Here is a 20994-nt window from a genome sequence, read left to right as displayed (position 1 = left end):
CCTCGCTAACTGACGCAAGGGCCAGCGAGGCAGAAGGAGTTCGGGGTCAGCTGCCGCTGCCGAGGCAGATGGTAATTCCCGTCCCGTGCCCGGTCGCAGAACCGATCTCCGGCCGGCCACCGGCGGCGGCCACCACCCGTGCACAGGTCGCCAAGCCTAGCCCGGTTCCTGGCGGGTCGCCTTTCCGGTGCAGGCGGACCAGGGGATCCAGAACGCGCTTCCGATCCGGCTCACGGATTCCTTTCCCGTTGTCAATCACTCGCAGGACTACACCCTCGTCAGACCGTTCACCTGTGACGCGGATGGCCGGGGGGACGCCGGGCCGGGCATACGCTACCGCGTTATGTATCAGGTTCTGGAGCAGCACTCTCATTTGGACGGGATCGGCGTTGAAGCTTAGTTCGTCGCAGTCCACCGAAGCTCTGCTTGCCTCAAGGCTCGCGTCAAGGTCTTTGACGACGTCGTCAACCAGGGCGCAGAGGGAGAGCCGGCCGGGCCGGACATCTCCGCCGATGGTGGCGTAGGCGAGGACGTCTTCGACCATGTCTAGCATCCTCTGCCCGGAACCGGTCACTACATCCAGGTACCGGGTTATCGCCACATCAGGAGTTTCCAGGGCTGCCGTCTGGCTGAGTTCAACGTAACCGAGGATGGAGGTTAGGGGGTTGCGCAGGTCGTGGCTGATACGGCCGGCGAACTCGGCAAGCAGGGTGTTGCTCCGCTGCGCCTCGGTCAGCGCTGGCAAGTTCTTTCGCCCGGTGCTCCAACGCGAGGGCCTCAACAACTTCTGCTGCAAGGATCTCCAGACCCTGGCGTTACCGGTCGCTGAGCGTGCCGGTTTCTCTTGCTCCTGCGCAGAGGGTACCGAGGACAAACCCATCGTGGCTGACCAGCGGCACGGGCGCGTAGAACCTGATCGCACCGCGGCGTCCATCGACAAACGGATTAGTGCTATACCGGGGATCGAGCGACGCATCCTCCACCACAGTGGAGGTCCCGTCCAAGAAACCAACGGCGCACATCGAATCCTCGCGGCTATACAGATAAGGTTCCAACCCGGCGCTGGCCACCTGGTACTGCAGGTCTTCCGTGATGATGTTAATCGCGGTCACCGGCTGACCGCACACTGTACGGGCTAACTCCACCAGATTCTGCAGCCGCTCCGAGGGCACCGGAACAGTTACCTCACGTCCCGGTACGGCAACCGGCAAACCCCTCTGGGCCAGCACCCGATCCCTAGCAAGCTCACCCGCTGTCACGACCGCCTCATCCGCAGCGAGGAATTGTTATCCGTCATGCACACAGCGCTAACTACTGGTATCTGGGCTTCCTTCATCCAGCCATCCTGTCAGAAGAAGGACACACCTCCTCGTCACAAAGCCGTCGCGTCCTGCAGCCCCTTCCACACGCCTCCAATTGCCGACTACAAGGGGAGTGTCCGTTTAACGGTGGATTCGGGTGTTGGCATTATGTGATTCTGCCTTCGAAGGTGATGGCGAAGGCGTTCAGTGCCGGTTTCCACCTTGCTATCCATCGTGCTCTGCTTCGGCCCGTAGGGTCCAGTGCCCTGGTGGCCAAATAGAGGCATTTAAGAGCGGCGGGGATGGTCGGGAAGTGTCCGCGTGCCCGGACCGCTCGGCGGTATCGTGCGTTGAGTGATTCGATGGCGTTGGTGCTGCAGATGACTTTCCTAATTTCAACGTCATAGTCCAGGAAGGGAACGAACTCGCTCCAAGCATTGAGCCAGAGCCGGGTGATGGCCGGGTATTGCCGGCCCCATTTGCCGGTGAACTCCTCGAGTCGTTCCTTGGCCGCAGCCTCTGATGGTGCCGTGTAGACCGGGCGAAGGTCTCTGGCCATTTCGGTCCAACTCTTCCGGGAGGCATACCGGAAGGTGTTCCGAACCAGATGCACGATGCAGGTTTGCACCACGGCCTGGGGCCAGACGGTGTTGATTGCATCCGGCAGGCCTTTGAGCCCGTCGCAGACGGTGATGCAAACATCTTCCACGCCTCGGTTTTTGATCTCGGTAAGTACCGCAAGCCAGAACTTAGCTCCCTCACCTCCATCGCCGGCCCACAATCCCAGGACGTCCCGTTCACCGTTGGTAGTGACGCCTATGGCCACGTAGATGGGCCGGTTGCCGACCTGCCCATCACGGACTTTGACGTGGATCGCGTCGATGAACATCGCCGGGAGCACCCGGTCCAGAGGACGGTTCTGCCACTCGGTCATTTCCCCGACGACCTTCTCTGTGATTCGGGAGATGGTGTCCTTGGAGACTTTCGCGCCGAACACGTCGGCGAAGTGCGCCGCAATCTCCCCGGTCGTGAGCCCTTTCGCGCTCAAGGACAGAACGATTTCATCGACACCGGTCAGCCGACGCTGGCGCTTCTTCACCGTTTGGGGATCAAATGTGGACCCGGTGTCCCGGGGCACATCGATCTCCACCGGGCCAATCTCGGTGAGCACTGTCTTCGAACGGGTACCGTTACGGGAATTGCCACTCCCACGCCCGGCCACGTCATGCTTTCCGTACCCCAAATGCTCGTCCATTTCCGCTTCCAGCGCGGTCTCCAGGACGTTCTTGGTCAGCTTGTTCAACAGCCCTCCCGGGCCAACAAGTTCCAACCCCTGTTCCTTGGCTTGGGACAGGAGCTGCCGCGCCAACTCTTGCTGATCCACATCAGTCGCCATGGGATCCATGGTGTCGCTCATGATCAGTCCTCCCCGCCAGGCAAGCCCGGCGTGTCAGGCCAACCCCGGATCCACCGTTATTCCGACAGTCCCACTACAAGCATGCCGCGGCGGAGCAGATAGGCGTCCGCTAGACCGTGCTTTGGGCTTGGGTGGCGGGCTGGCTACTGAATGCTTGTTTTGCGCAGGTACTCGCGCAAGCCGGGGATGGCGAAGTCGACTTTGCCGTAAGCGGGGGCTTCGATGAGTCCCGCTGCGATGAGACGGGCGCGGTAGTTGGCGACGACGTTGCTCTTGGCGTTGAGTCGTTTTCCTATGTCGCCGGCGATGACGGGGCCCTCGTCTTCAGCCATGGCGCGGAGGAAGTCTTTGTCTTTGTCTGATGCGGTGGAGAGCGCTGCTTCGATGACTGTCGCCTCGTGGCGGCGGGTAGCGGCGTCGATGGCTTGGCTGACGTTCGTCTTTTCAAGTGCCCTGTTGTTGATTTCGGCTTGTCGCCAGAGTTGGTAGCCGATGAGCTGGATCAGGAAAGGGTACCCTCCGGTCGCCTTCGCCGCGTACCGGACCAGGTCATCGGGGACCCTGATGCCGGCGTCATGGAAGGTGCTGGCATAAGAGCGTTCAACTTCGGTGATCGTGGCGGCGTGCAGGTCGATGCGCTCAGCCCGGCGCAAGAAAGTTGCCACTCCCTCGTTGAGCAAGTCCGAGACCGCGGCCGGCAGCCCGGCGAAGATCAGTCCTATCGGAAGCCCCTCGCGGATGAAATGCTGGACGTCGGCAGCGAGCTGGGACAGCTCTGTGCGATCGGCGGAATGAATCTCGTCAACGGTGAACAGCAGCCCGGTCTTTTTCTCCGCGAGAAGGTTGAGCAGTTGGTTTCCCAGCCGCCTCCAATCAACCTGACGCTCCGGCGGCAACTGGGTGGTGAGGGTAAAACCTGCCACGCCAAGGGCCGTGATCTTTCGCCCCGACGGGCCGGATCCGAGTTCGTCCAAGTGCAGCCGCATGGTCTCGCCGATCCGGCCAACGAACCCGGAGGTCGCGGTTTCAGCAACCACAACCCACCCTTGTTGTGTTGCCTTGTCTTGGGCCACGCTGAGCAAGGCAGTCTTGCCGATGCCCCGCGCCCCGGTGATGATGGTCAACAGCCCGGGTGCCCCGGATCCAATCTGCAATCCATATTCAAATTCATCGAGCGTTCCTTGACGTCCGATGAGTTCAGGGGGAGTGGCGCCGGCTGTTGGGCGGAACGGGTTCATCATCGCCATCTGTGAGTCCTTGTGAGTCTTGTGAGTCCTTGTGAGTCTAACTCCTCCAAAGCCGTTGTCGGCAGCCTCGCTCGGCATCAGATGGTTCATGCTCAGGGACCTTCGTCGTTTCCGCACCTTGAGGAGACAACTTCGCGGAGCCTGGACCTACCGCCGACAGCTGTCCTCAAGGGCTGCCCTCATGACCCTGCCTTCACCGATGTACGTGGCGAGCCAAGTGCCGCGGAGGTTGCCGAGGGTGACGCCAGTACGGCCGCGACCGCAAAGGACTGGTCTGTCTCGGTAGCGGAGACCCAGGCACGTCGGTGACTTCCGACAAAACGCTCGCACCACCTCATTAGCCAGTTTCCCCGAGCCACTGTCGCGGAACGGAATTTGCCTCTGGTGACGTTATGGACGGAGCCGTGTGGGTAGGTCTAGTTTGACATCAGTGGTGGTAGCCCGCGGCAACCACTCACCCGGGGTTGGCTCACTCCTTGCAGCCGGAACGCTGTGGCTTGGGCCCTTGTGCGATGGAGGATGGTCATGGTTGATCGTATAGCCCAGATTTGGGGAACCCGAACGCCGTTCGGCCGGGGTGAGCGGTGGCCGGTGCGGGTAGACCAGGTTCTGGCCCAGGGAGTCGCGGAATCGGATGTGCAGGTATGGGTCCAGTCCGCGTGTGTGCTGTGTAGCAACGGGTGCGGCATCGACATCGGCGTCAGGGACGGGGTGATGGTCGGGGTCCGCGGCCGCGCCGCGGACATCGTCAATCACGGCCGGCTAGGACCCAAAGGGCTTTTCGCGAGCTGGCAGGGAGTGCAGAACAAGGACCGGCTGACCCGTCCTCTGGTGCGGGAGAACGGCGAACTGGTCGAGACCGACTGGGACACGGCCATGGAACGCATCGTCTCACGAAGCCGGAGCCTTCTGGACACGAAGGGCCCGTTGTCGCACGGGTTTTACACCAGTGGACAGTTGTTCCTTGAGGAGTATTACGCCCAGGCGATCGTGGGAAAGGCCGGTATCGGCACTCCGCACATGGACGGGAACACGCGTCTGTGTACGGCGACGGCGGCAGCGGCGATGAAGGAGTCGTTTGGCTCCGATGGCCAGCCCGGCAGCTACGTGGATATTGACGAGTGCGATGCGATGTTCTTGTTCGGGCACAACATGGCCGAAACCCAAACGGTTCTTTGGTCGCGGGTGCTGGACCGGATCGCCGGTCCGGACCGGCCCAGGATCGTGTGCGTTGACCCGCGGGAGACCGAGGTTGCCCGGCACGCAGAAGTACATTTGCCGGTCCGGCCCGGGACCAATCTGGCCCTGATGCACGGCCTGGTCCGCGAGTTGTTCGTCAATGGCTGGATTGATCAGGACTACATTGACCGCCACACGATGAATGTTGATGAGCTGAGGTCCACGGTCGAGCCGTGGACCCCGGAAGCGGTGGCGGACACCTGCGGCGTGGAAGCTGAGGATGTGCGTCGCGCCGCGGAAATCTTCGGAACCTCGGAGCGGGTTCTCTCAACGGTGTTGCAAGGGTTTTATCAGTCGTCCCAGGCGACGGCGGCATCATGCGCAGTCAACAACCTGCACCTGCTCCGCGGCATGATCGGCAAACCAGGATGCGGCATCCTGCAGATGAACGGGCAACCGACAGCCCAGAACAACCGAGAATGCGGTGCCGACGGCGATTTGTCCGGCTTCCGGAACTGGGAAAACCCTGACCACGTCCAGGAACTCGCGGAGCTGTGGAACGTGGACCCGGCGATCATCCCGCATTGGGCCCCGCCCACCCATGCGATGCAGATCTTCCGATACGTCGAACAGGGATCCATCGAATTCCTCTGGATCTCTGCCACGAACCCCGCCGTGTCGATGCCACAACTACCCCGAATCCGCGACATTCTGGCCAGTGACTCCCTGTTCCTGGTAGTGCAGGACCTGTACCTGACAGAGACGGCCCAGTTCGCCGACGTCGTCCTGCCCGCCGCGGCGTGGGGAGAGAAAACCGGCACGTTCACCAACGTGAACCGCACCGTCCACCTGTCTGAAAAGGCCGTTGAACCGCCCGGGGAAGCCCGCAGCGACCTTCGCACCTTCCTGGACTACTCCGCGCGGATGGGCTTCCAACAACTCGACGGATCACCCCTGCTGGACTGGAACCAACCCGAGGACGCATTCAACGCGTGGAAGGAATGCACCCGCGGGCGACCCTGTGATTACACGGGCCTCACCTACGACAAGCTCCGCGGCGGCAGCGGCGTGCCCTGGCCATGCAACGAGAACCACCCCGACGGTACGGTGCGCCTCTACCATGACGGCGTGTTCCCCACAGACCCCGAGTATTGCGAAACCTACGGCCACGACCTGCTCACCGGGGCAACGGTAGGCCCCGAAGCCTACAAAGCAATGAACCCGGCAGGACGGGCCATTTTCAAAACCGCCCCCTACCATCCCGCCCATGAAACACCGGATGAGGAATTCCCCCTCTTATACACGACCGGGCGCACCGTCTATCACTTCCACACCCGCACCAAGACCGGCAGGTCCCCCCAACTCAACCACGCAGCACGAGATGCATGGGTCGAAATGTCAGTGAAGGACGCCGAAAGCTACGGGGTGACCGAAGGCAACATCGTGCGCGTGGAATCCCGGCGAGGACACATCACCGCACCGGTACGGGTCAGCGATATCCGCGACGGCACCATTTTCGCCCCCTTCCACTACGGGTACTGGGACCAAGACGGTGCACAAGGCACCAGTCCCCGGGCAGCGAACGAACTCACCCTCACCGAATGGGACCCGGTCTCCAAACAACCCGTTCTGAAGAACGCAGCAGTCCGGGTCACGAAAATCGCCGAAGGTACCGGCCCGTCACCGGCACCCACCACGACAGCCTCCCGCCCCGCCACACGCGGAAAGGCACGCAGACACCTGCTCCCCACAGCCGGCGGACCGGCAGCACAATCCACCGAAAGGATCGCCCCTGCCGCGGCGCCCGCAGTAGCCACTAAGGAGGAACAGCCATGAAACTCCCGGTCTATCTCGGCCTGCTGTACAAAGCCGAAGGCACCCTCGCCCAATCATTCCGTCAGGTCTCTGAAGGGCACGGGCATGAACCCGACGTTCAATTCCTCTGCCAGGCCCTCGCGGACCAATGCGATCAACACCAACAAGCGCTTCAACCCATCATCGAACGGTACGGGGAAGTCGACGATGAGGACGAGCCCGAAAGGCTCCACGCTGACGGTCTACAGAACTCCCGGTCAGGCCCGGTAGGTCTCCTACGGGACCTGCAGGACCTCTACCTCCTCGCAAGTCTGGTCGATATCACCTGGACAATGATCAAGCAAGCAGCCCAAGGGCTAAGGGACAAAGAACTTCTCGGTATCGTCAACGACTGCGACGGCCAAACCAGTACCCAGCTCAAATGGCTGCAAACACGGATGAAACAAGCAGCCCCGCAAGCCCTCATCGCAGCAAAATAAAGTCCTTGATCGCCGTGGACCCTCGTGCAGGTCATCAATCGCTAGCGGCCATGGAGGCTTACATCCCCGGAACTATACCGGACACGGTCGGTTCCTTGCCTGCACCCAACAGGACTCTGACGATCGGCAGGAGACCTTATGTCGAAGCAATCGATCCACGCCCGGCTGACAGAATCGGGCGGGCGTCCAGGTCCAGCCCTGTACGCAGCGATACTGTCACTGGTTGTTCTCTCAGCCAGCGGCGCCGTCGGGCTGGCTTTGCATAGCCCGTGGCTGTTCCCCAGCCTGGGTCCAACGGTAATGTTGTTCTTCGAATCCCCGCAGGAGGATTCCTCCCGGCCATCCAACGCACTCATAGGGCACGGAGTCGGGCTTCTGGCCGGCACCGCGTGCCTCTACGGCTTCGGGTTGCAGGACGACCCATCGGTTCCCGCCGCTGGCCTGACCCCACCACACCTCCTGGCCGGGGCCCTCTCGGTGGCCTTGACCACCCTGGTATTGACGTGGGTCCGCAAGCCCCATCCACCGGCTGGCGCAACAACCCTTATCGTCAGCCTCGGCATACTGACGAACCCCGCACAGCTGGTCTCCATGGCCGCAGCAATCATCTTCATCACCATCCTCGGCTGGGGCCTGAACACACTCCTGGGAACGAAACCGGCGCCCATCCCAGGGCAGGAATAGCCCGGACACCTTCGATGCCGCATCTACAAGGCTGCGTTCCAGTCCCCTTGGCACTCTTTTGTGTGCCACCCTCAAGGGTTCGCTCTTAGGGCAAGCTCACGACAATGAGAATTCAACTCGGCCGGCAGGTGGGTGCCCTTGCTCCACGTGCGCCTGCCGATAACGAACCTTATGTAAAGTAAAGTAGTGATTGTTGCATCTGATGCACGATCACGCCTCCTCCACCCACCGCCGGCTCCTCTTGAAGCAAAGGGGTGACCGGGCCTGGGAAGCGTGGCGCCGGGTTTCCGCCGTCTCGCGCTTGACGCGATAATCCCAACGGCATTCCCAGGAGGTACCGTTTTGGTACCATTGGGCCATGGCAATGAATCTGCGCGTCCCTGAAGAGCTTGACCGCAAGCTGGAAAGGTTGGCCGCCGAGGAACACACCTCCAAGTCCGCGCTCCTGCTCCAAGGCGCAGAGCTGGTCCTGCAGCGCCATACCCGCCGACGTGAAATCAGCGAAGGCCTTGATTTCGTCATGAGCCACGACGCTGAACTGCTGACCCGGCTTGAGGATGCGTGACAGCATACCTGGACATAGAAGACGCCCTTCAAGTCGTTGACAGGTACGGCTTCCACATCCGCGACGTCGGCCTGCTGGCCTCGGCGCTGGCCAGGCCGGCCACAACCGTCATGGGCGCGGAAGCTTATCCAGATCTTGCCTTGAAGGCCGCTGCGCTGCTTGAATCCGTCGCCAGGTTCCATCCACTTATCGACGGAAACAAACGGACTGCGTGGACGCTCATGGTGCTGCTGCTGTGGGTCAACGGCTACAGGCACGACTTCACCACAGACAAGGGCTTCGAACTTGTCGTTGGTGTCGCCGCAGGCACCATCGAACTGCGGGAGTCTGCCGCCGAGATTTCCCGGCATCTGGTGCCACGCTGATCTTGCCTCGATTCGCCACGCGGGATCGGCCAGCGCCACACCAAGTGGTGTGAAGACGTTCCTTCGGTTGCGGAAGCCTTGGAAGCCTGAACAGCCGGGCGTAGCCTGTCCTCGTGGTCAGCATCAGCACACGCATCCGCTGGGATTGGTCGATCGCATACTCGGTGCGTTGGCGTGAACTCGGGACGCGGCGCCAACGCCGCCTGACCGTGCGGACCGAGATTGAGGCCAACCGTCTGACTGAGCATCTCCAAAAGTACGGCCGGCCTCCGGACCCAGAGTTACTTAAGGCCCGGCCCGGAACCCCTACTGTTGCAGAGGTTGTCCAGGAACACATCGATCTCCTGGTTCGACCCTCCCCCGGGACGGTTGCAACTTACCAGCGGATACTCGATCTGCACATCCGCAACGCCATAGGCCCCATAGCAATCCACGATTTTGGCTACCGCGACATTATGCAGTGGATCAAGAGCCTCACAGCAGAGGGCGTCGCCCCAAAGAGTGTCCACAACATGCACGGGCTGTTATCAGCGGCCATGAAAACCGCCGAACTACTCCAGTACATACCCCGCAACCCATGCCGCGGCATACAGCTGCCCACCCTTGAACGCGCAGAAGACGAGGCAAATTTCCTCACCCCAGCAGAATTCCGATTGCTCCTCGACGGCATGGACGAGCGCTACAAAACTTTTGTGCAGTTCCTCGTCATGACAGGCACCAGATTTGGCGAAGCAACCGCCATCCAAGTCGCCGATATCGATCTGGCCTCCCGTGTGCAGACAGCGAGAATCAACAAGGCATGGAGACGCGATGCCCAGTCAAGCTATTACATAGGCCCCACCAAGACCGGGGCGGGCAAACGCACGATTGGGATCAACAAGACCCTCGCAAACCTACTTCACCCCCTGATGCTCGGCAGGGCTGACAATGATCTACTTTTCACCGCCACCCAAAGCACACGCATCGCCCACAAACCGTTCTGGCAACATCACTGGGTCCCAGCCGTCCAAACCGCCCAGAGCAACGGACTAACCAAGTCACCACGAATCCACGACCTGCGACACACCCACGCCTCCTGGCTCATCCAAGACGGAGCAATGCCCCTGTTCTCAATCTCGCGCCGGCTTGGCCATGCCTCCGTGCGAACAACCGAACAGGTCTACGGGCACCTCATGCCACAAGCCCTTCAGGACGGCGCAGACGCCACCGAGCGCTCAATTCAAGGAATCATCTTTCGCAATGACAGTTGAAGGTCCGGGTGAAATGGCTAGGCAAAAACGTCCCTGCGAAGTCCCTCGTACAGATGGACACTCCCTCACGTGAACAGTCCTCCCAACGAACCTTGGGCCTCGCTCCCCCGTCGGCAGCGCAACCTCCGCATAACAAACGGTCCCGCTCGTTTGCTGGTGGCGGTAACTAAGCGAAGCATACTGCGCGGGTCCGACATTGAAATTAGGTCGTTTTCCACGCTTTCCGTCAGTCGAGCGAAGCTTTCCATTTGGGTTTGGGCTCCTCCACGAAGTCCAGGAAGTCCACAAAGTCCACAACGTTCTCATGAGCGCGGACTGCATTGAGCCGTTCTGCTTCTCCCTTTGACGACTTCCGTGTCGGCGTACCAACACATCAAGTCGATCCGTTCGGACAGTAACTTGTCTGGGAAATCCAAACATCGCCGAAATCGGTCCCTCTACAGATCATCCAAGTCATCTTGGGTGATTTCACCCGTCATGACCTTGATGACTTCATTCTCAAGTTCCGCGTAGCCGTCCTCGCCCAACGCGTTCATCAACAGGACTGCTTGGCGCTCAAGATCGGGGTCTCCGAGCTGGCGTGCCTTTGCAATGACCATTGGGACAGCGTTGCGTGACAGATCCCAGACTGGGAGACCTGCTTGAGACTTCTTGGCCAGGAGCAATTTTGTTGTCTCGAAGGCTCCACGGGGATCAAGTTTCGCTGAACTCGCGATCTGTTTACTAATCATGAAGCGTTCCTTTGCCAGTTCCGGACTCAATTCCAAGGCTTCCTTCAGTCGAGGTAGCCACCACATTGCCTCGTACTGGTTGCTCCGAACGAACCAGTGAAACTCATTCAGTTCCAAGCTGTCTTCCGGATTGGCCCGGACGTGTTCCACCCGTGAATCCCAAATTGCGGCCAGGCGATCCCTGATTCTTTCGTCTAGAGAATCAACGTCTGTCATCGACCAAGCGATGCGCCCCAATGCCTGTCCTCGCAACTTGGGCGTCACGCGGGTGAAAAAGGCTTCAGCTACCGGATTTTCCAGGGTTTGGTGCCCGAGGATCACGGCAGAGATGACCCACTCCCCCACTCGCTGCAAAGGGTCCGTTCCCGACTTCCACCCAGCGGCCAGAGGTACTTGTGTTCGTATGGCTCCGATCATGGAATGCTCTAGGAGGGTGTATAGCTTTTGGTGATATCCATGGACTGATAGTGCTGTTGTTAAGGCGATTTGCTGGTTGCGTGTCAGTCCATCAGCGGTTCCGAACAAGTCTGAAGATCTCGTTTGGATCCAGTCGGGTGCTGCCAAGAGCAAACGTCCAAGCCCTTCACCTAAAATAGCCCGCGAGGCGCCGTGGACATCGTGCACCGCAAGGGTTTTCTCGAAAGCAGTCAAGGCGCCTCGAAACCACGGAACGTCTTCGCCATGCGCTATCAGATTCAGCAGACCGTGAACCCTAATCGGCCATCGGAAGTTAAGGGACAACGTTAGCGCGTCCGTCTCGCCCTCATACGATTCGTATTCAGCCCAAGCTGTCGCATCCTCCGCTTCACTCATCAGGAGTGAAGCGAACTTTTGAAGCGCAGCTTCTGGGACGGCTGGCGCCTCCTTCTTCTTAACGAGCTCCTCGAGAAGCCGCACAGCAGACTTCTTAGCGCCTCGGAAGTCACTATCGTCATCAAAATCGTTGCCTTCTTGTGGAAACTTGGACGCGTCTTCGTGAGTGAGCACCTGCTCGATCAGGTTGGCGACTGACACCCAATCGAGTTGTAGGCCTGCTTTTAGGGCTGCTTCCCATCCTCGGAGAATCGCCCGAACGTAGGTGGGCCGGAGTCTCTCGGCCAATCCACCAACACCATCTAGTAAACGTGGGGCCATCGTGAGTAGCGCCGACAGCTCACTGCCCTGGCCCTCGTGAGAGGGTGCGGGACCCGATGCATTGGACGCATGCCAAGTTGCCAAATGAGCCACCAGCTCTTCCGCATCCATAACTGACATCTCGTCTTGTGAGAGGGGACTGTTGGGCCCACTCCAAACTGTTGCGCTGTCCGCCTCCGCTAGCGGGGATTCGATAGCGCCCCATTGATCATCAAGTTCTACCAGTAGAGGCAACAGCTCTATGGGGAGAGCATCACGGCCAATTGCAGAGAGCCAACGATGCTTCCAGGTCGCGATGAGATCCTGTATGCGACCCTCAATTTGCTCGGGCGATTCGCCTGTGTAGAAACCCGCTATCCGGGCGCGTATTTCCTCAAATTTCATTTGCGGCCCCGTCTCAATGAAGGCCACAAGAGGTGCAAGTGCAGAAGGAGAATGCTTGGCCGCTTCCCGCGCTAACTCACCGAATTCGATTCGACAGGTGTCGTCCCTGAATTCGTCGGCGGCGAGGAACTCCCTCGCTGTATCCAGATGGTTTGGATCAACGCCGTTATCGGACTCAGCAGCAATTTTTAGTGCCTCCGTGACAGCGTACAGCGTTATTCTGCGGGTTAGGAGCATAGGTGACTTGGACAGCATCAATTTCGTTGCGTTTGGGTCTGTATCCATGGCCGTGACTGCAGCGTCGCGAATTTGGTCAACGAGCGCATGTTCCACGGAGGACAACCGATCCGTGCTTCTACGAATCGACGGCCGTGAGATGTGCGTCATCTCGAAGTCTTCAGTTAGCCGGCCTGCGGCATGTTCGTATTCCTCAAGCCACGGTACTGCGATTTTGAGCGCATCGTCGCCGAGAGCTTCGAAGATGGTGGGCAGGCACTCCTCGTACCAGTACTCATCAAGGGCAACCTCCGGTCTATGACTCCCCTCAGCTCTTCGGGGGCGGAATAAGAGGTTGGCTACTGCGATCCCTGCCTTGCGTTGACCGCCTTTGAGCAGGTTGGCCGCAAAGCCCACCATTTCATGGGGATTCGAACGCAAGCCAATTCCTGCGTCCTTCCACCCCATGATCAGAGGCTTAAGCCTCGCCGCTTCAGAAGCTCGGATGGAAGCCCCAATCCTAAATGCTGACGCGTACACCCAGGCGTTAGTGCTTCCACTGAGCTTTAGCAAGACATCTACAACATCAGATGGAACAGCAGGCGCCACCCGTGTCAGGTAATCAATCTCCGGCCAATAGCGGTCGCGGACGAGTCCCTCACCTGTTATTTCTTGCTCTGGTGGGTCGGTGAACATACCCTCGTTCGCCAGGGGCACAACCCAGTGAGGGTTATTGAGCCCCTCGAAGAAAGCTCGCCGCAGAGAAAACGTAGGGATTCGACGTAGAACTTCTTTTAGTTGGGCAGGGGTTGGCTGCCGGAACTCCGATAGCACACCCCGCCCGTCAATCACTTCATTAATTTCCCCGAGAAGATCTTCCAAGGCATGGAGGTTTTCAAAGAACAAGCCCGCCCGAACCTCAATAACGTCCTCCACGACTACAAGATGGCCTACCAGCTCCTGGTCCGGCGGAAGGGCCGCGCTCCGGCCGCCATTTCTGTCGAGATGAGTCCATCTAAGAAAAAACTCATGAGCCCTGGCCCACTGCTCAATGATTGGGTGGCTTGCAGACGGAGAGCCGGTCAATAGGGCCGCAGCATTCTGTCGATTTCTGCTCTGCTCCCTCGCGACGGTACTGATGACATCAGACAGTGCGTGGGCAAGCGCCTTTGGTACCGGCACCAAGTCTTGGTCTAATTCCAAATTGATTCCAGATTCCTGCGACAACAACAAGGGAAGCTTCTGCAGGAGAGCTTGCGATGAAGGATTGGGCCGGGGGATCAAATCCTCCGATAAAACTGAAGGTAGACCATTCATCAACTCGCGCATGCAGTGGCAGATGACAGAGATCCGGGCGTTCTCGCCTGCGTCCGCCGGTGGCGCGGCCAGAACGTCCACCGCCGTTCGGTACATACCCGCCAATGTCGGGCTTCGATCCTTTAGGAAGTCAAACACGCGTTGTCGGCGGTCGTCGAACATCTCTCATCTCCGGAATAGGCCTGTACCTCGAGAGCCAAATCTAATGGCAACCGCGCAGGCACTCGTAAGCCACACCATGATGATGAGGGATTAGAGTGGCCCAAAATCTGAAGTTAATAGCAAACTCACAGCCCCGGCTGGCGCGCCATGAGAACAGTTTCACCGACAGCGCGTCCCACTTCCGTGCGCAGGCGGCCACGGCGGAACTATCTCCTAAGGCTCGGCAGCTTCAGACCAGGACATCCTGCCGAGTGCTGCAGAACACGTTTGAGCGCTCTGTTTCGGGATTGGAGGTGCATCACCCGAAGTCCCGTGTGACTTTCGGTCTGCGATCAGGCGTGTCATAGTCGCGCCGCAAATAACAAACTTGTAATTCAAATACTAGGATCCCCATTGGATGCGGACACAGCATCCAGCGCGGGCAGCGATGGACGCTATCCGATATCGAAATGGGGATCCTTCTTTTGTCCAACCACATACCGCCCGGAACAGGTTCATTGCGGCTGCCCAAGTCCACCATCATCGTGGGCATCCTTGCCCTGGTCTTCGCCGTCAGTGGGGCGTTCTCATCCGGCTTCGGCGGCGTCTTGATTGTGCTGGCGCTCTTTGGCCTGGCGACAGGACTGTATGTCGTAGCCACCGGCCGCCGTTCCTGGGCGATGCTACGCGGCGGCCGCAAGGCCGGTGCCTTCCTTCTCGCAGCCGCTCTCGTTCTCATGTTCGTCGGCGCAGCCATCACGCCACCGAAACCGAAAGAACCACTCGAAGCCTCACAAACCGCTGCGGAAGCGCAGAAACTCGTCGCAACCAGCGCGAGCCCCACAGCCACGCCCACTCCAACTCCATCGGACACGGGCGCGCCACTGGACCCTGAGACCACAACCGAGCTCGCGAAGACAGCCACTTACACGGCACCCCGTTCACAGCCCGCTTACGCGACCAAAGCACTGGACCTGCTGGCAACCCTTCCCATCAAAGGCAGGGCACCGAAGACCGGCTACGACCGCGACCAGTTCGGCCAGGCATGGGCTGATGTGGACCGGAACGGATGCGATACCCGTAACGACGCCCTCAAACGCGACCTAACACAGGTCACGTTCACGAACAGCGTCCACTGCAAGGTCCAATCCGGTTCCCTCGCCGACCCGTACACCGCGAAGAGCATCAGCTTCGTTCGCGGATCAACCACCAGCACGGCCGTTCAAATCGACCACATCGTTGCCCTCAGCGATGCCTGGCAAAAAGGCGCCCAGCAGCTGACACTCGAACAGCGCACCGCCTTCGCAAACGACCCGCTGAACCTGCAGGCCACCGACGGTCCGACCAACACCCAGAAGGGTGACGGGGACGCAGCGACATGGTTGCCGCCCAACAAGAGCTTCCGCTGCGACTACGTGGCCCGGCAGATCTCCGTCAAGGCCACCTACAACCTGTGGGTCACCCAGGCCGAACACGACGCCATGGCAAACGTGCTGGGCGACTGCAAGGACCAGCCCGCACCCACAAACGAGAAAGCCCCAGCAACCCCTGCCCCCGTTGCCTCAACACCAGCAGCCGTTGAACCTGCCCCGGCCCAGGCGGCGGTCCCGACGCCGGCAGATCCCGCGCCGGCGCAAGCTGTCGTTCCCGCACCCGTCGCGCCAGCACCCGTCGTTCCTGCACCCGTGGCGCCAGCACCCGTCGCTCCCGCGCCGGCAGCACCCGCAGCACCCGCGCCGGCCCCGGGTGGAGGGGCCACGGCCCTGTGCAACGACGGGACGCTTTCCTACTCAGCGACCCACCGCGGCACCTGCTCGCACCACGGCGGCGTGGCCGTCTGGTACAAGTAGCGCCGACGCGCACCCGGGACGGCGTTCAACTGCCGTTCATCGTCCTCGGAAATCGATCTGCAGTTCACGCTGCCGTTCGACAGGGCACGTCCCAGCGAAAGTAGCGCTTGTCTGAAAACGGGACGTCAAGGTGGCGGGCGCCCAATAGGGGTGTCCGCCACCGCATCCGAAAGATGTGGGGCGACATACAGGGGCTCCATGTTCGATGGAACGCTTTGATACATTTCAGGTAGTCAGAAAGGGTCGCCTATGGGCTTCATTACCCGCCGCCTCGTCCCGCGTAAGGTTCGCAGAGCAGTTCACCCCGTTAGAACTGCCAAGCGTGCCGTCTACCGCGCCACGGTTCCGCGTAGCGTTCGCCGTACCGTGAGTACAGCGCGCAAGGTGGCTCATCCCGTCAGCGCTGCCGGTTACGCGGCCGAGAAGGCTATTTTTGGATCCCACCGACGTCCATCACGCACCGGTACCTCCGCTGTCTACGGCACCTGCGGCGTTCGACACCGCAGTCCCCGAACTGCGGCCAACTGCCGTAAATGCCGTCAGATTCCCCCGACGTTCAGCCGTTCCTCCACGCCCGCGAAGGGCTCGGGCAAGTCATCCCCACGAACCGGTGTCATGGCTGCAATGGTCGTCTTCGCGTTGATCGGTTTTTTGAGCGGTGGCGGAGGCGCCATCCTCGGGGTGTTTCTCGTTATCGCGGTCCTTGTTTGGGCACTCGCTGCTATCGCTTTCAGGGACGACTAAGCCACTGACGTCACCGTCACCGCTGGACCGTATCACCCATCGGCTGCCGTGACCGATCGAATAAGGGGCGAAGCTCCGGTCAAATAGCGGTTGATCGAAGGTTCGCCCCTTATTCTGTCGGGCTCAGCTGGGGTTTCGCTGGAAAGCAGACCATCCGTTTCCGTAGGCGTGGAATCACCGAGCGCTTCCGCCGCGTGACGCTGACTGCCTGATCCTTTCGGGCGGCCATGGAAATGGCCCGTATTCTGCTGCGCCGGAATGGGTCTGTTGGGTCAGCGGCTGGGGCCGTTCTTGCTTCGTTCTGCACCTGACGCGGCGCCGCGGCCGGTCTTGCGTGCTTTCGCTGCCTTGCTAGTGGTGACGGCGGCGTTGGGGTGTGTTCCTTCGCTGCGGGCCGCTGCGAGGCGGCCCCGGATTTGGGGTTCGGTGGCGCCGGTGTTGGTGAGGAATTCGGCGAATTTCTGGTGGTGTTCGGATGAGCCGTAGCCGGCAGCCGATGCGGTCTCTGCTTTGTGGGCTTGGTCTTTCAGGCGGTTGCTGTCGCCGGTGCCGGTGACGCGGTTCTCGATGTCCCGGCCGAGTCGTTCGATGCGGTCGAAGAGTTCCTTTTCGGCGCGTTCGTAGCGCTGTTCCTGGGTGGACCATTTGTCGCCGTTGAACCCGCCCTCAGCCAGCAGTCTGGCTTCGTGCAGGTTTTTAGCGGCGTCCACGAAGGCGGGGTCCTTGAAGTGTTCATCGCCTGCACCGTTGACGTTGGCGGTGGTTTCTCTACGGAGCTGATCGATGTCGGGTCCGTTGACGCCGTCCTTGCCGATGAGGAACATCCGCTCCTTGATTTCGGAGTCGGCTACCTCACGTGCCTTGGGTGTTTTCGCGTTGTGGGCAAGCTGGAGTGCTTTGGTCAGTTCGGGGTTGGCCAGGTACTCCACCGGCACCTGGTGGCGCTCCATCTCTGGGGCGAGTTTCGCCGCTTGTGCACGGAGTTCTTCGGCACGCGCGGCCGCGATGAGTTGCGTCGCTTTCTCATGCTCAGCATCGGCTTTTTTCTCTTCGTCCTGTCCGCGCTCTTGCTCGGCCGGGGCCTGCTCGGACGCCGCCGTTTGGATGCCGGATTCGAGCTCTGCACCGGCCACGTCACTGGTATCGATGCCGTATCGGTTGAGGACTTCCTGCCGGATCTTTTCCGAAGCGGACAACGCGGTGGGATCGTAGTCTTTCCATCCCTCGGCGACGGCATGTGCCGTGGCGATGTCGGAGGGTTGGGCGTTGTCCCACCACTGGTCCTTGTCCACCTGTGACAGGACCGCGTGGGCGGTGCCGCGTTCGGCTGCAAACCGTGCGGCTGCTTCGTGCGCTGCCTGCACGTCACGGTGTTCCTGTTGCCGCTGCTCTTCCTGCCGTCGACGGGCGAGGGTCTCGGCGATGCGGGAGGCAATCATCAGAGACTGGCGCAGTCCGCCGTCCAGCAAGTCATCCATTCCGTCTGATTCACTCATTGGTGTTCCCCTTGCACTAGTGGTGTGATTCTTATCGGTCGAGTCCCGGGCCGGTGTCGCTGCGGCTGGGTTGATATGTCTTTGCCGGAGTGGCGGTGGGTGTGCTCGGCACCGCGGATCCTGGCCGGATGGGAACCATGCCTCGGCGTGCGATATCAATTGCACGCGGCGGCACCGCTGCCTCTGTCGTTTGCTGCTGTCCCGCTTCCGCTGTGGCGGCTGTGGGCATGGTTCCAGTGAACGGTGCGAGCTGGTTCTCCACAACGGAACGGATGCGCTGGGCTTCCCGGGTCCGGCCGGAGTGCTGATGCATTTCGTACACCGCGAAGACGGTGTTGATCAGTTGCACCATGAGAGCTGTCTGCGCGGCTGTTTTGTTCTTGCTCGATGCTGCCATGAACAACATCGCGGTCCCGGCGATGGATGGCAGTGCGATCGGCTTGCTGTGCTCCCTGGGTGCACGGAGCTGGGCGCTGCGGGACAGTTCCGCAGCCGTAGCTGCCAGCGGTCCGGGCGTGGGTTCGAGACGGTGTGACCATGCAGCAAAGGCACCGGAAACTTCTCGTGCTGCCTTGGCCCAGGTGGCGTGATCGTCACGCGGAATGGACCGCAATTGCTCCGCCAGGGCTGTTGCGTTGCGGGTGTACTCCACCCATACCTGTGGTGAGGGGGTAGCTTTCTCAGGGCCGGTTCTGGAGACGGTGCGCTTGTTGCGCGCAGCGGCGTTCCACTCAGCTGCAGCTTCGGTGGCAAGGTGCGGAGAATCCATCCACGCTTCACGCAAAGCCCCAAGCTTCAAGTCTGAGGCGAGCGTGCCGCCACCGAACCAGATGGGACGCTCCCCGGCCTTGGGTCGTTCGGCCACCGAGTAGCCAACAATGACGTCGGTGGTGTTCTTCGCGTAGCGAGGACGAAGCAACATGCCGGTGTCACGGGCCCGTCGAACAAACTCACCTTCCGTTGCGGATGCGCTGGCGCTGGCGCGGACTTTTCGTGCCAGCGATGAGCGGTGCATTTCCCGTTCGTCCCGCACGGCCGTGGCCTTCTCGGCACGGTCGTAACCACGGGTGGCATACACGCTGGAGAGTTGTTCCAGGCCGTACTTAACTTCCAGTTCACGGCAGGTCTGCTGAGCCTTCTTGTAATCCCCGTGAGTGGATGCCTTGGTGCCATCTTCACGAACGAGTGAGACGGCGATGTGGATGTGGTGGTTACCGTTTTCGCTGGTGCCGTGGTTTACGGCTGCCCAGCGGCATTGGGCCTTTCCGCTGGCCGCGGTGAAGCCCATCGCATCCACAAAGTCATTGGCGATGTCGCCCCACTGCTGGTCGGTCAGCGCGCCCTCTTCGGCGCGCAGACTCAGCGAGCAATGCCAGACACTGGCGTCCTTGTATCCAACGTGTACGCGTTCCTTCTTGGCCGCGTCCCAGGCGAAGTCCTTGATCTGAACCGATACCCCATAAGCCTTGCGCGGCTGATCCAGATGCTTCGCGATAGCCAGGGCATCATCGCGGTCCAGTATCCCGTCGTCGTACCACGCCATGATCGCTGCGTCACCGGCCACCAAGTGAGGGTCGGTGTGGGCATTCTTGGTTTTGTCCGAGTCGGTCGATGCCAGATAAACCATGAGCCCGCCCATGCGCGAACCACGTGTGATGTTCGGAATCATCCTTACATCAGCCCCTCAATGGCACGATCAATCCTCATGGCCACGGAACGAAGATGCTTCAACCCTTCCCGGGCCTCAACAGGAAACTCGCCCGTGGCATTCGCTTGCCGTGCAAGCTGGTTGATGTTGTTCGAAGAACGCGCCAACAGGTTGTGCAACTGCATCAGTTCGGCAATGACGGCACGGCGCTCAGTCGGTGAGTCGGTGCGCTCTGCCAGGGCCGCCGAAACCAGCAGGTTTGGAACGGTCACTTTCTCCCGTTCGGCCCTCGCAACAAGCGCGGCCTCTTCTTCAACGGTGACCCACACGTCACGGCGCTTCTTCGTTCCTGCCGGAGTGTTGGCGCGACGACGGCGGGACAAATTGGGACGGTGAATGTTTTCCTCTTCCGACATCCCAATCCCTCCCTTCAAAGGCTCAGCGCAGCGACCCCGAACCGGGGACCACACTGACAAGTGTGCCGTACTCGACCGCCAGTGTCGAGGACGACAAGCCACTTACACCCGTGTAAGTGTATAGCTTGCTCCGCGTGCTCTGGTTTCTAGGTTTTTGTCGCCTTCCGTGTCTCTTTCGCAAAACGTCCGTCCGTGTGTCGGTGCCGCGGGCTAGACTGGCCGCATGGACATCAACGACATTACCGCTAGAGCGGCCGCGAAAATTGACGCTGCCAGGGACGCTAAGGTCAACGCCGTGAAGAACGCGGCGGCCAGCAGCGTCGAGCTCCAAGAAGCTAAGCAGCTGGTAGCTGCAGCCGAGCAAAAGTACGCCAAGGACTACCAAGCCGCGCTGCGTGCTGACTGGACCGAATCCGACCTTCGCGGCTTCGGTCTGGACACACCCGGCCGCAAGGCCGGCGGACGTCCTCGCGGTAAACGTCCCGCGCGCGAGAACGCCACAGCCCATGCATCTTCAGACGAGTAGCCCCTCGTCCACATGGGCACGGCAAAAGCTACAACCTTCGGGCTTTTCCCGCACCCATGTGGACGACAGGACCCACCTGACCGCCTGCA

The 20994-nt window shown here is 60.6% G+C and carries 17 protein-coding genes; 9 read left to right on the top strand and 8 right to left on the bottom strand.

Going from position 1 to position 20994, the window contains the following annotated elements:
• Positions 1-46: 46 nt before the first annotated feature.
• From QRM57_RS19820 to QRM57_RS19805, 4 genes are all read right to left on the bottom strand, one after another.
• Positions 47-745, bottom strand: a complete 699-nt coding sequence (locus QRM57_RS19820) for a sensor histidine kinase (protein ID WP_284987883.1) — start codon at positions 743-745, stop codon at positions 47-49.
• A 70-nt stretch (positions 746-815) separates the two neighbouring features.
• Entirely contained in the window at positions 816-1112 is a 297-nt protein-coding gene (locus QRM57_RS19815; protein WP_284987882.1) for a GAF domain-containing protein, read from the bottom strand.
• Positions 1113-1467: 355 nt separating this feature from the next.
• Positions 1468-2718 (bottom strand): IS256 family transposase, encoded by a 1251-nt coding sequence (locus QRM57_RS19810; RefSeq protein WP_284987881.1) that lies wholly within the window; start codon positions 2716-2718, stop codon positions 1468-1470.
• 143 nt (positions 2719-2861) lie between these two features.
• The gene (locus tag QRM57_RS19805) at positions 2862-3959 is read right to left on the bottom strand and encodes an ATP-binding protein (protein ID WP_284987915.1); all 1098 of its coding nucleotides are present in this window, start codon (positions 3957-3959) and stop codon (positions 2862-2864) included.
• 531 nt (positions 3960-4490) lie between these two features.
• Between QRM57_RS19805 and QRM57_RS19800 the strand changes: the two genes are divergently transcribed.
• The 6 genes from QRM57_RS19800 to QRM57_RS19775 all read left to right on the top strand — a co-directional run bounded on the left by QRM57_RS19800 (position 4491) and on the right by QRM57_RS19775 (position 10302).
• A complete protein-coding gene (locus QRM57_RS19800; protein ID WP_284987880.1) occupies positions 4491-6980 on the top strand; it encodes a molybdopterin oxidoreductase family protein in 2490 nt (829 codons plus the stop codon).
• The gene (locus QRM57_RS19795) at positions 6977-7438 is read left to right on the top strand and encodes a hypothetical protein (RefSeq protein ID WP_284987879.1); all 462 of its coding nucleotides are present in this window, start codon (positions 6977-6979) and stop codon (positions 7436-7438) included. Before QRM57_RS19800 ends, QRM57_RS19795 begins: the two co-directional genes overlap by 4 nt.
• Before the next feature lie 138 nt (positions 7439-7576).
• A complete protein-coding gene (locus tag QRM57_RS19790) occupies positions 7577-8122 on the top strand; it encodes an HPP family protein (RefSeq protein ID WP_284987878.1) in 546 nt (181 codons plus the stop codon).
• 358 nt (positions 8123-8480) lie between these two features.
• A complete protein-coding gene (locus QRM57_RS19785; RefSeq protein ID WP_284987877.1) occupies positions 8481-8687 on the top strand; it encodes a ribbon-helix-helix protein, CopG family in 207 nt (68 codons plus the stop codon).
• A complete protein-coding gene (locus QRM57_RS19780; protein ID WP_284987876.1) occupies positions 8684-9052 on the top strand; it encodes a type II toxin-antitoxin system death-on-curing family toxin in 369 nt (122 codons plus the stop codon). The genes QRM57_RS19785 and QRM57_RS19780 overlap by 4 nt, the downstream gene beginning before the upstream one ends.
• A gap of 113 nt (positions 9053-9165) precedes the next feature.
• Complete coding sequence (locus tag QRM57_RS19775; protein WP_284987875.1) at positions 9166-10302, top strand: tyrosine-type recombinase/integrase; 1137 nt, start codon at positions 9166-9168, stop codon at positions 10300-10302.
• 437 nt (positions 10303-10739) lie between these two features.
• Here QRM57_RS19775 and QRM57_RS19770 read toward each other — a convergent pair whose 3' ends face one another.
• Entirely contained in the window at positions 10740-14165 is a 3426-nt protein-coding gene (locus QRM57_RS19770) for a hypothetical protein (protein WP_284987874.1), read from the bottom strand.
• Positions 14166-14695: 530 nt separating this feature from the next.
• Between QRM57_RS19770 and QRM57_RS19765 the strand changes: the two genes are divergently transcribed.
• Together QRM57_RS19765 and QRM57_RS19760 are read left to right on the top strand one after the other, a co-directional pair.
• Positions 14696-16075 (top strand): GmrSD restriction endonuclease domain-containing protein, encoded by a 1380-nt coding sequence (locus tag QRM57_RS19765; protein ID WP_284987872.1) that lies wholly within the window; start codon positions 14696-14698, stop codon positions 16073-16075.
• 366 nt (positions 16076-16441) lie between these two features.
• Complete coding sequence (locus tag QRM57_RS19760; protein ID WP_284987871.1) at positions 16442-16819, top strand: hypothetical protein; 378 nt, start codon at positions 16442-16444, stop codon at positions 16817-16819.
• Between the two features lie 272 nt (positions 16820-17091).
• On the opposite strand, the gene QRM57_RS19755 is transcribed toward QRM57_RS19760, so the two are convergent.
• Genes QRM57_RS19755 through QRM57_RS19745 form a run of 3 tightly spaced genes read right to left on the bottom strand, consistent with a single transcriptional unit; the run spans position 17092 to position 20379 of the window.
• A complete protein-coding gene (locus tag QRM57_RS19755; RefSeq protein ID WP_284987870.1) occupies positions 17092-18315 on the bottom strand; it encodes a hypothetical protein in 1224 nt (407 codons plus the stop codon).
• 31 nt (positions 18316-18346) lie between these two features.
• Positions 18347-19984 carry a relaxase/mobilization nuclease domain-containing protein gene (locus QRM57_RS19750; protein WP_284987869.1) on the bottom strand — a complete coding sequence of 546 codons (1638 nt, stop codon included), beginning with the start codon at positions 19982-19984 and terminating at the stop codon, positions 18347-18349.
• 2 nt (positions 19985-19986) lie between these two features.
• Positions 19987-20379 (bottom strand): plasmid mobilization protein, encoded by a 393-nt coding sequence (locus QRM57_RS19745; RefSeq protein WP_284987868.1) that lies wholly within the window; start codon positions 20377-20379, stop codon positions 19987-19989.
• Positions 20380-20602: 223 nt separating this feature from the next.
• Here QRM57_RS19745 and QRM57_RS19740 point away from each other — a divergent pair, with 223 nt between their 5' ends.
• Positions 20603-20905, top strand: coding sequence for a hypothetical protein (locus tag QRM57_RS19740; RefSeq protein WP_284987867.1), 303 nt, complete (start codon positions 20603-20605; stop codon positions 20903-20905).
• Positions 20906-20994 lie beyond the last annotated feature (89 nt).

This window comes from Arthrobacter sp. fls2-241-R2A-172 (assembly GCF_030208885.1).
Classification (GTDB): Bacteria; Actinomycetota; Actinomycetes; order Actinomycetales; family Micrococcaceae; genus Arthrobacter.
The sequence above is the reverse complement of the archived record's forward strand: the minus strand, read 5'-3'. Positions and strand labels throughout refer to the sequence as shown.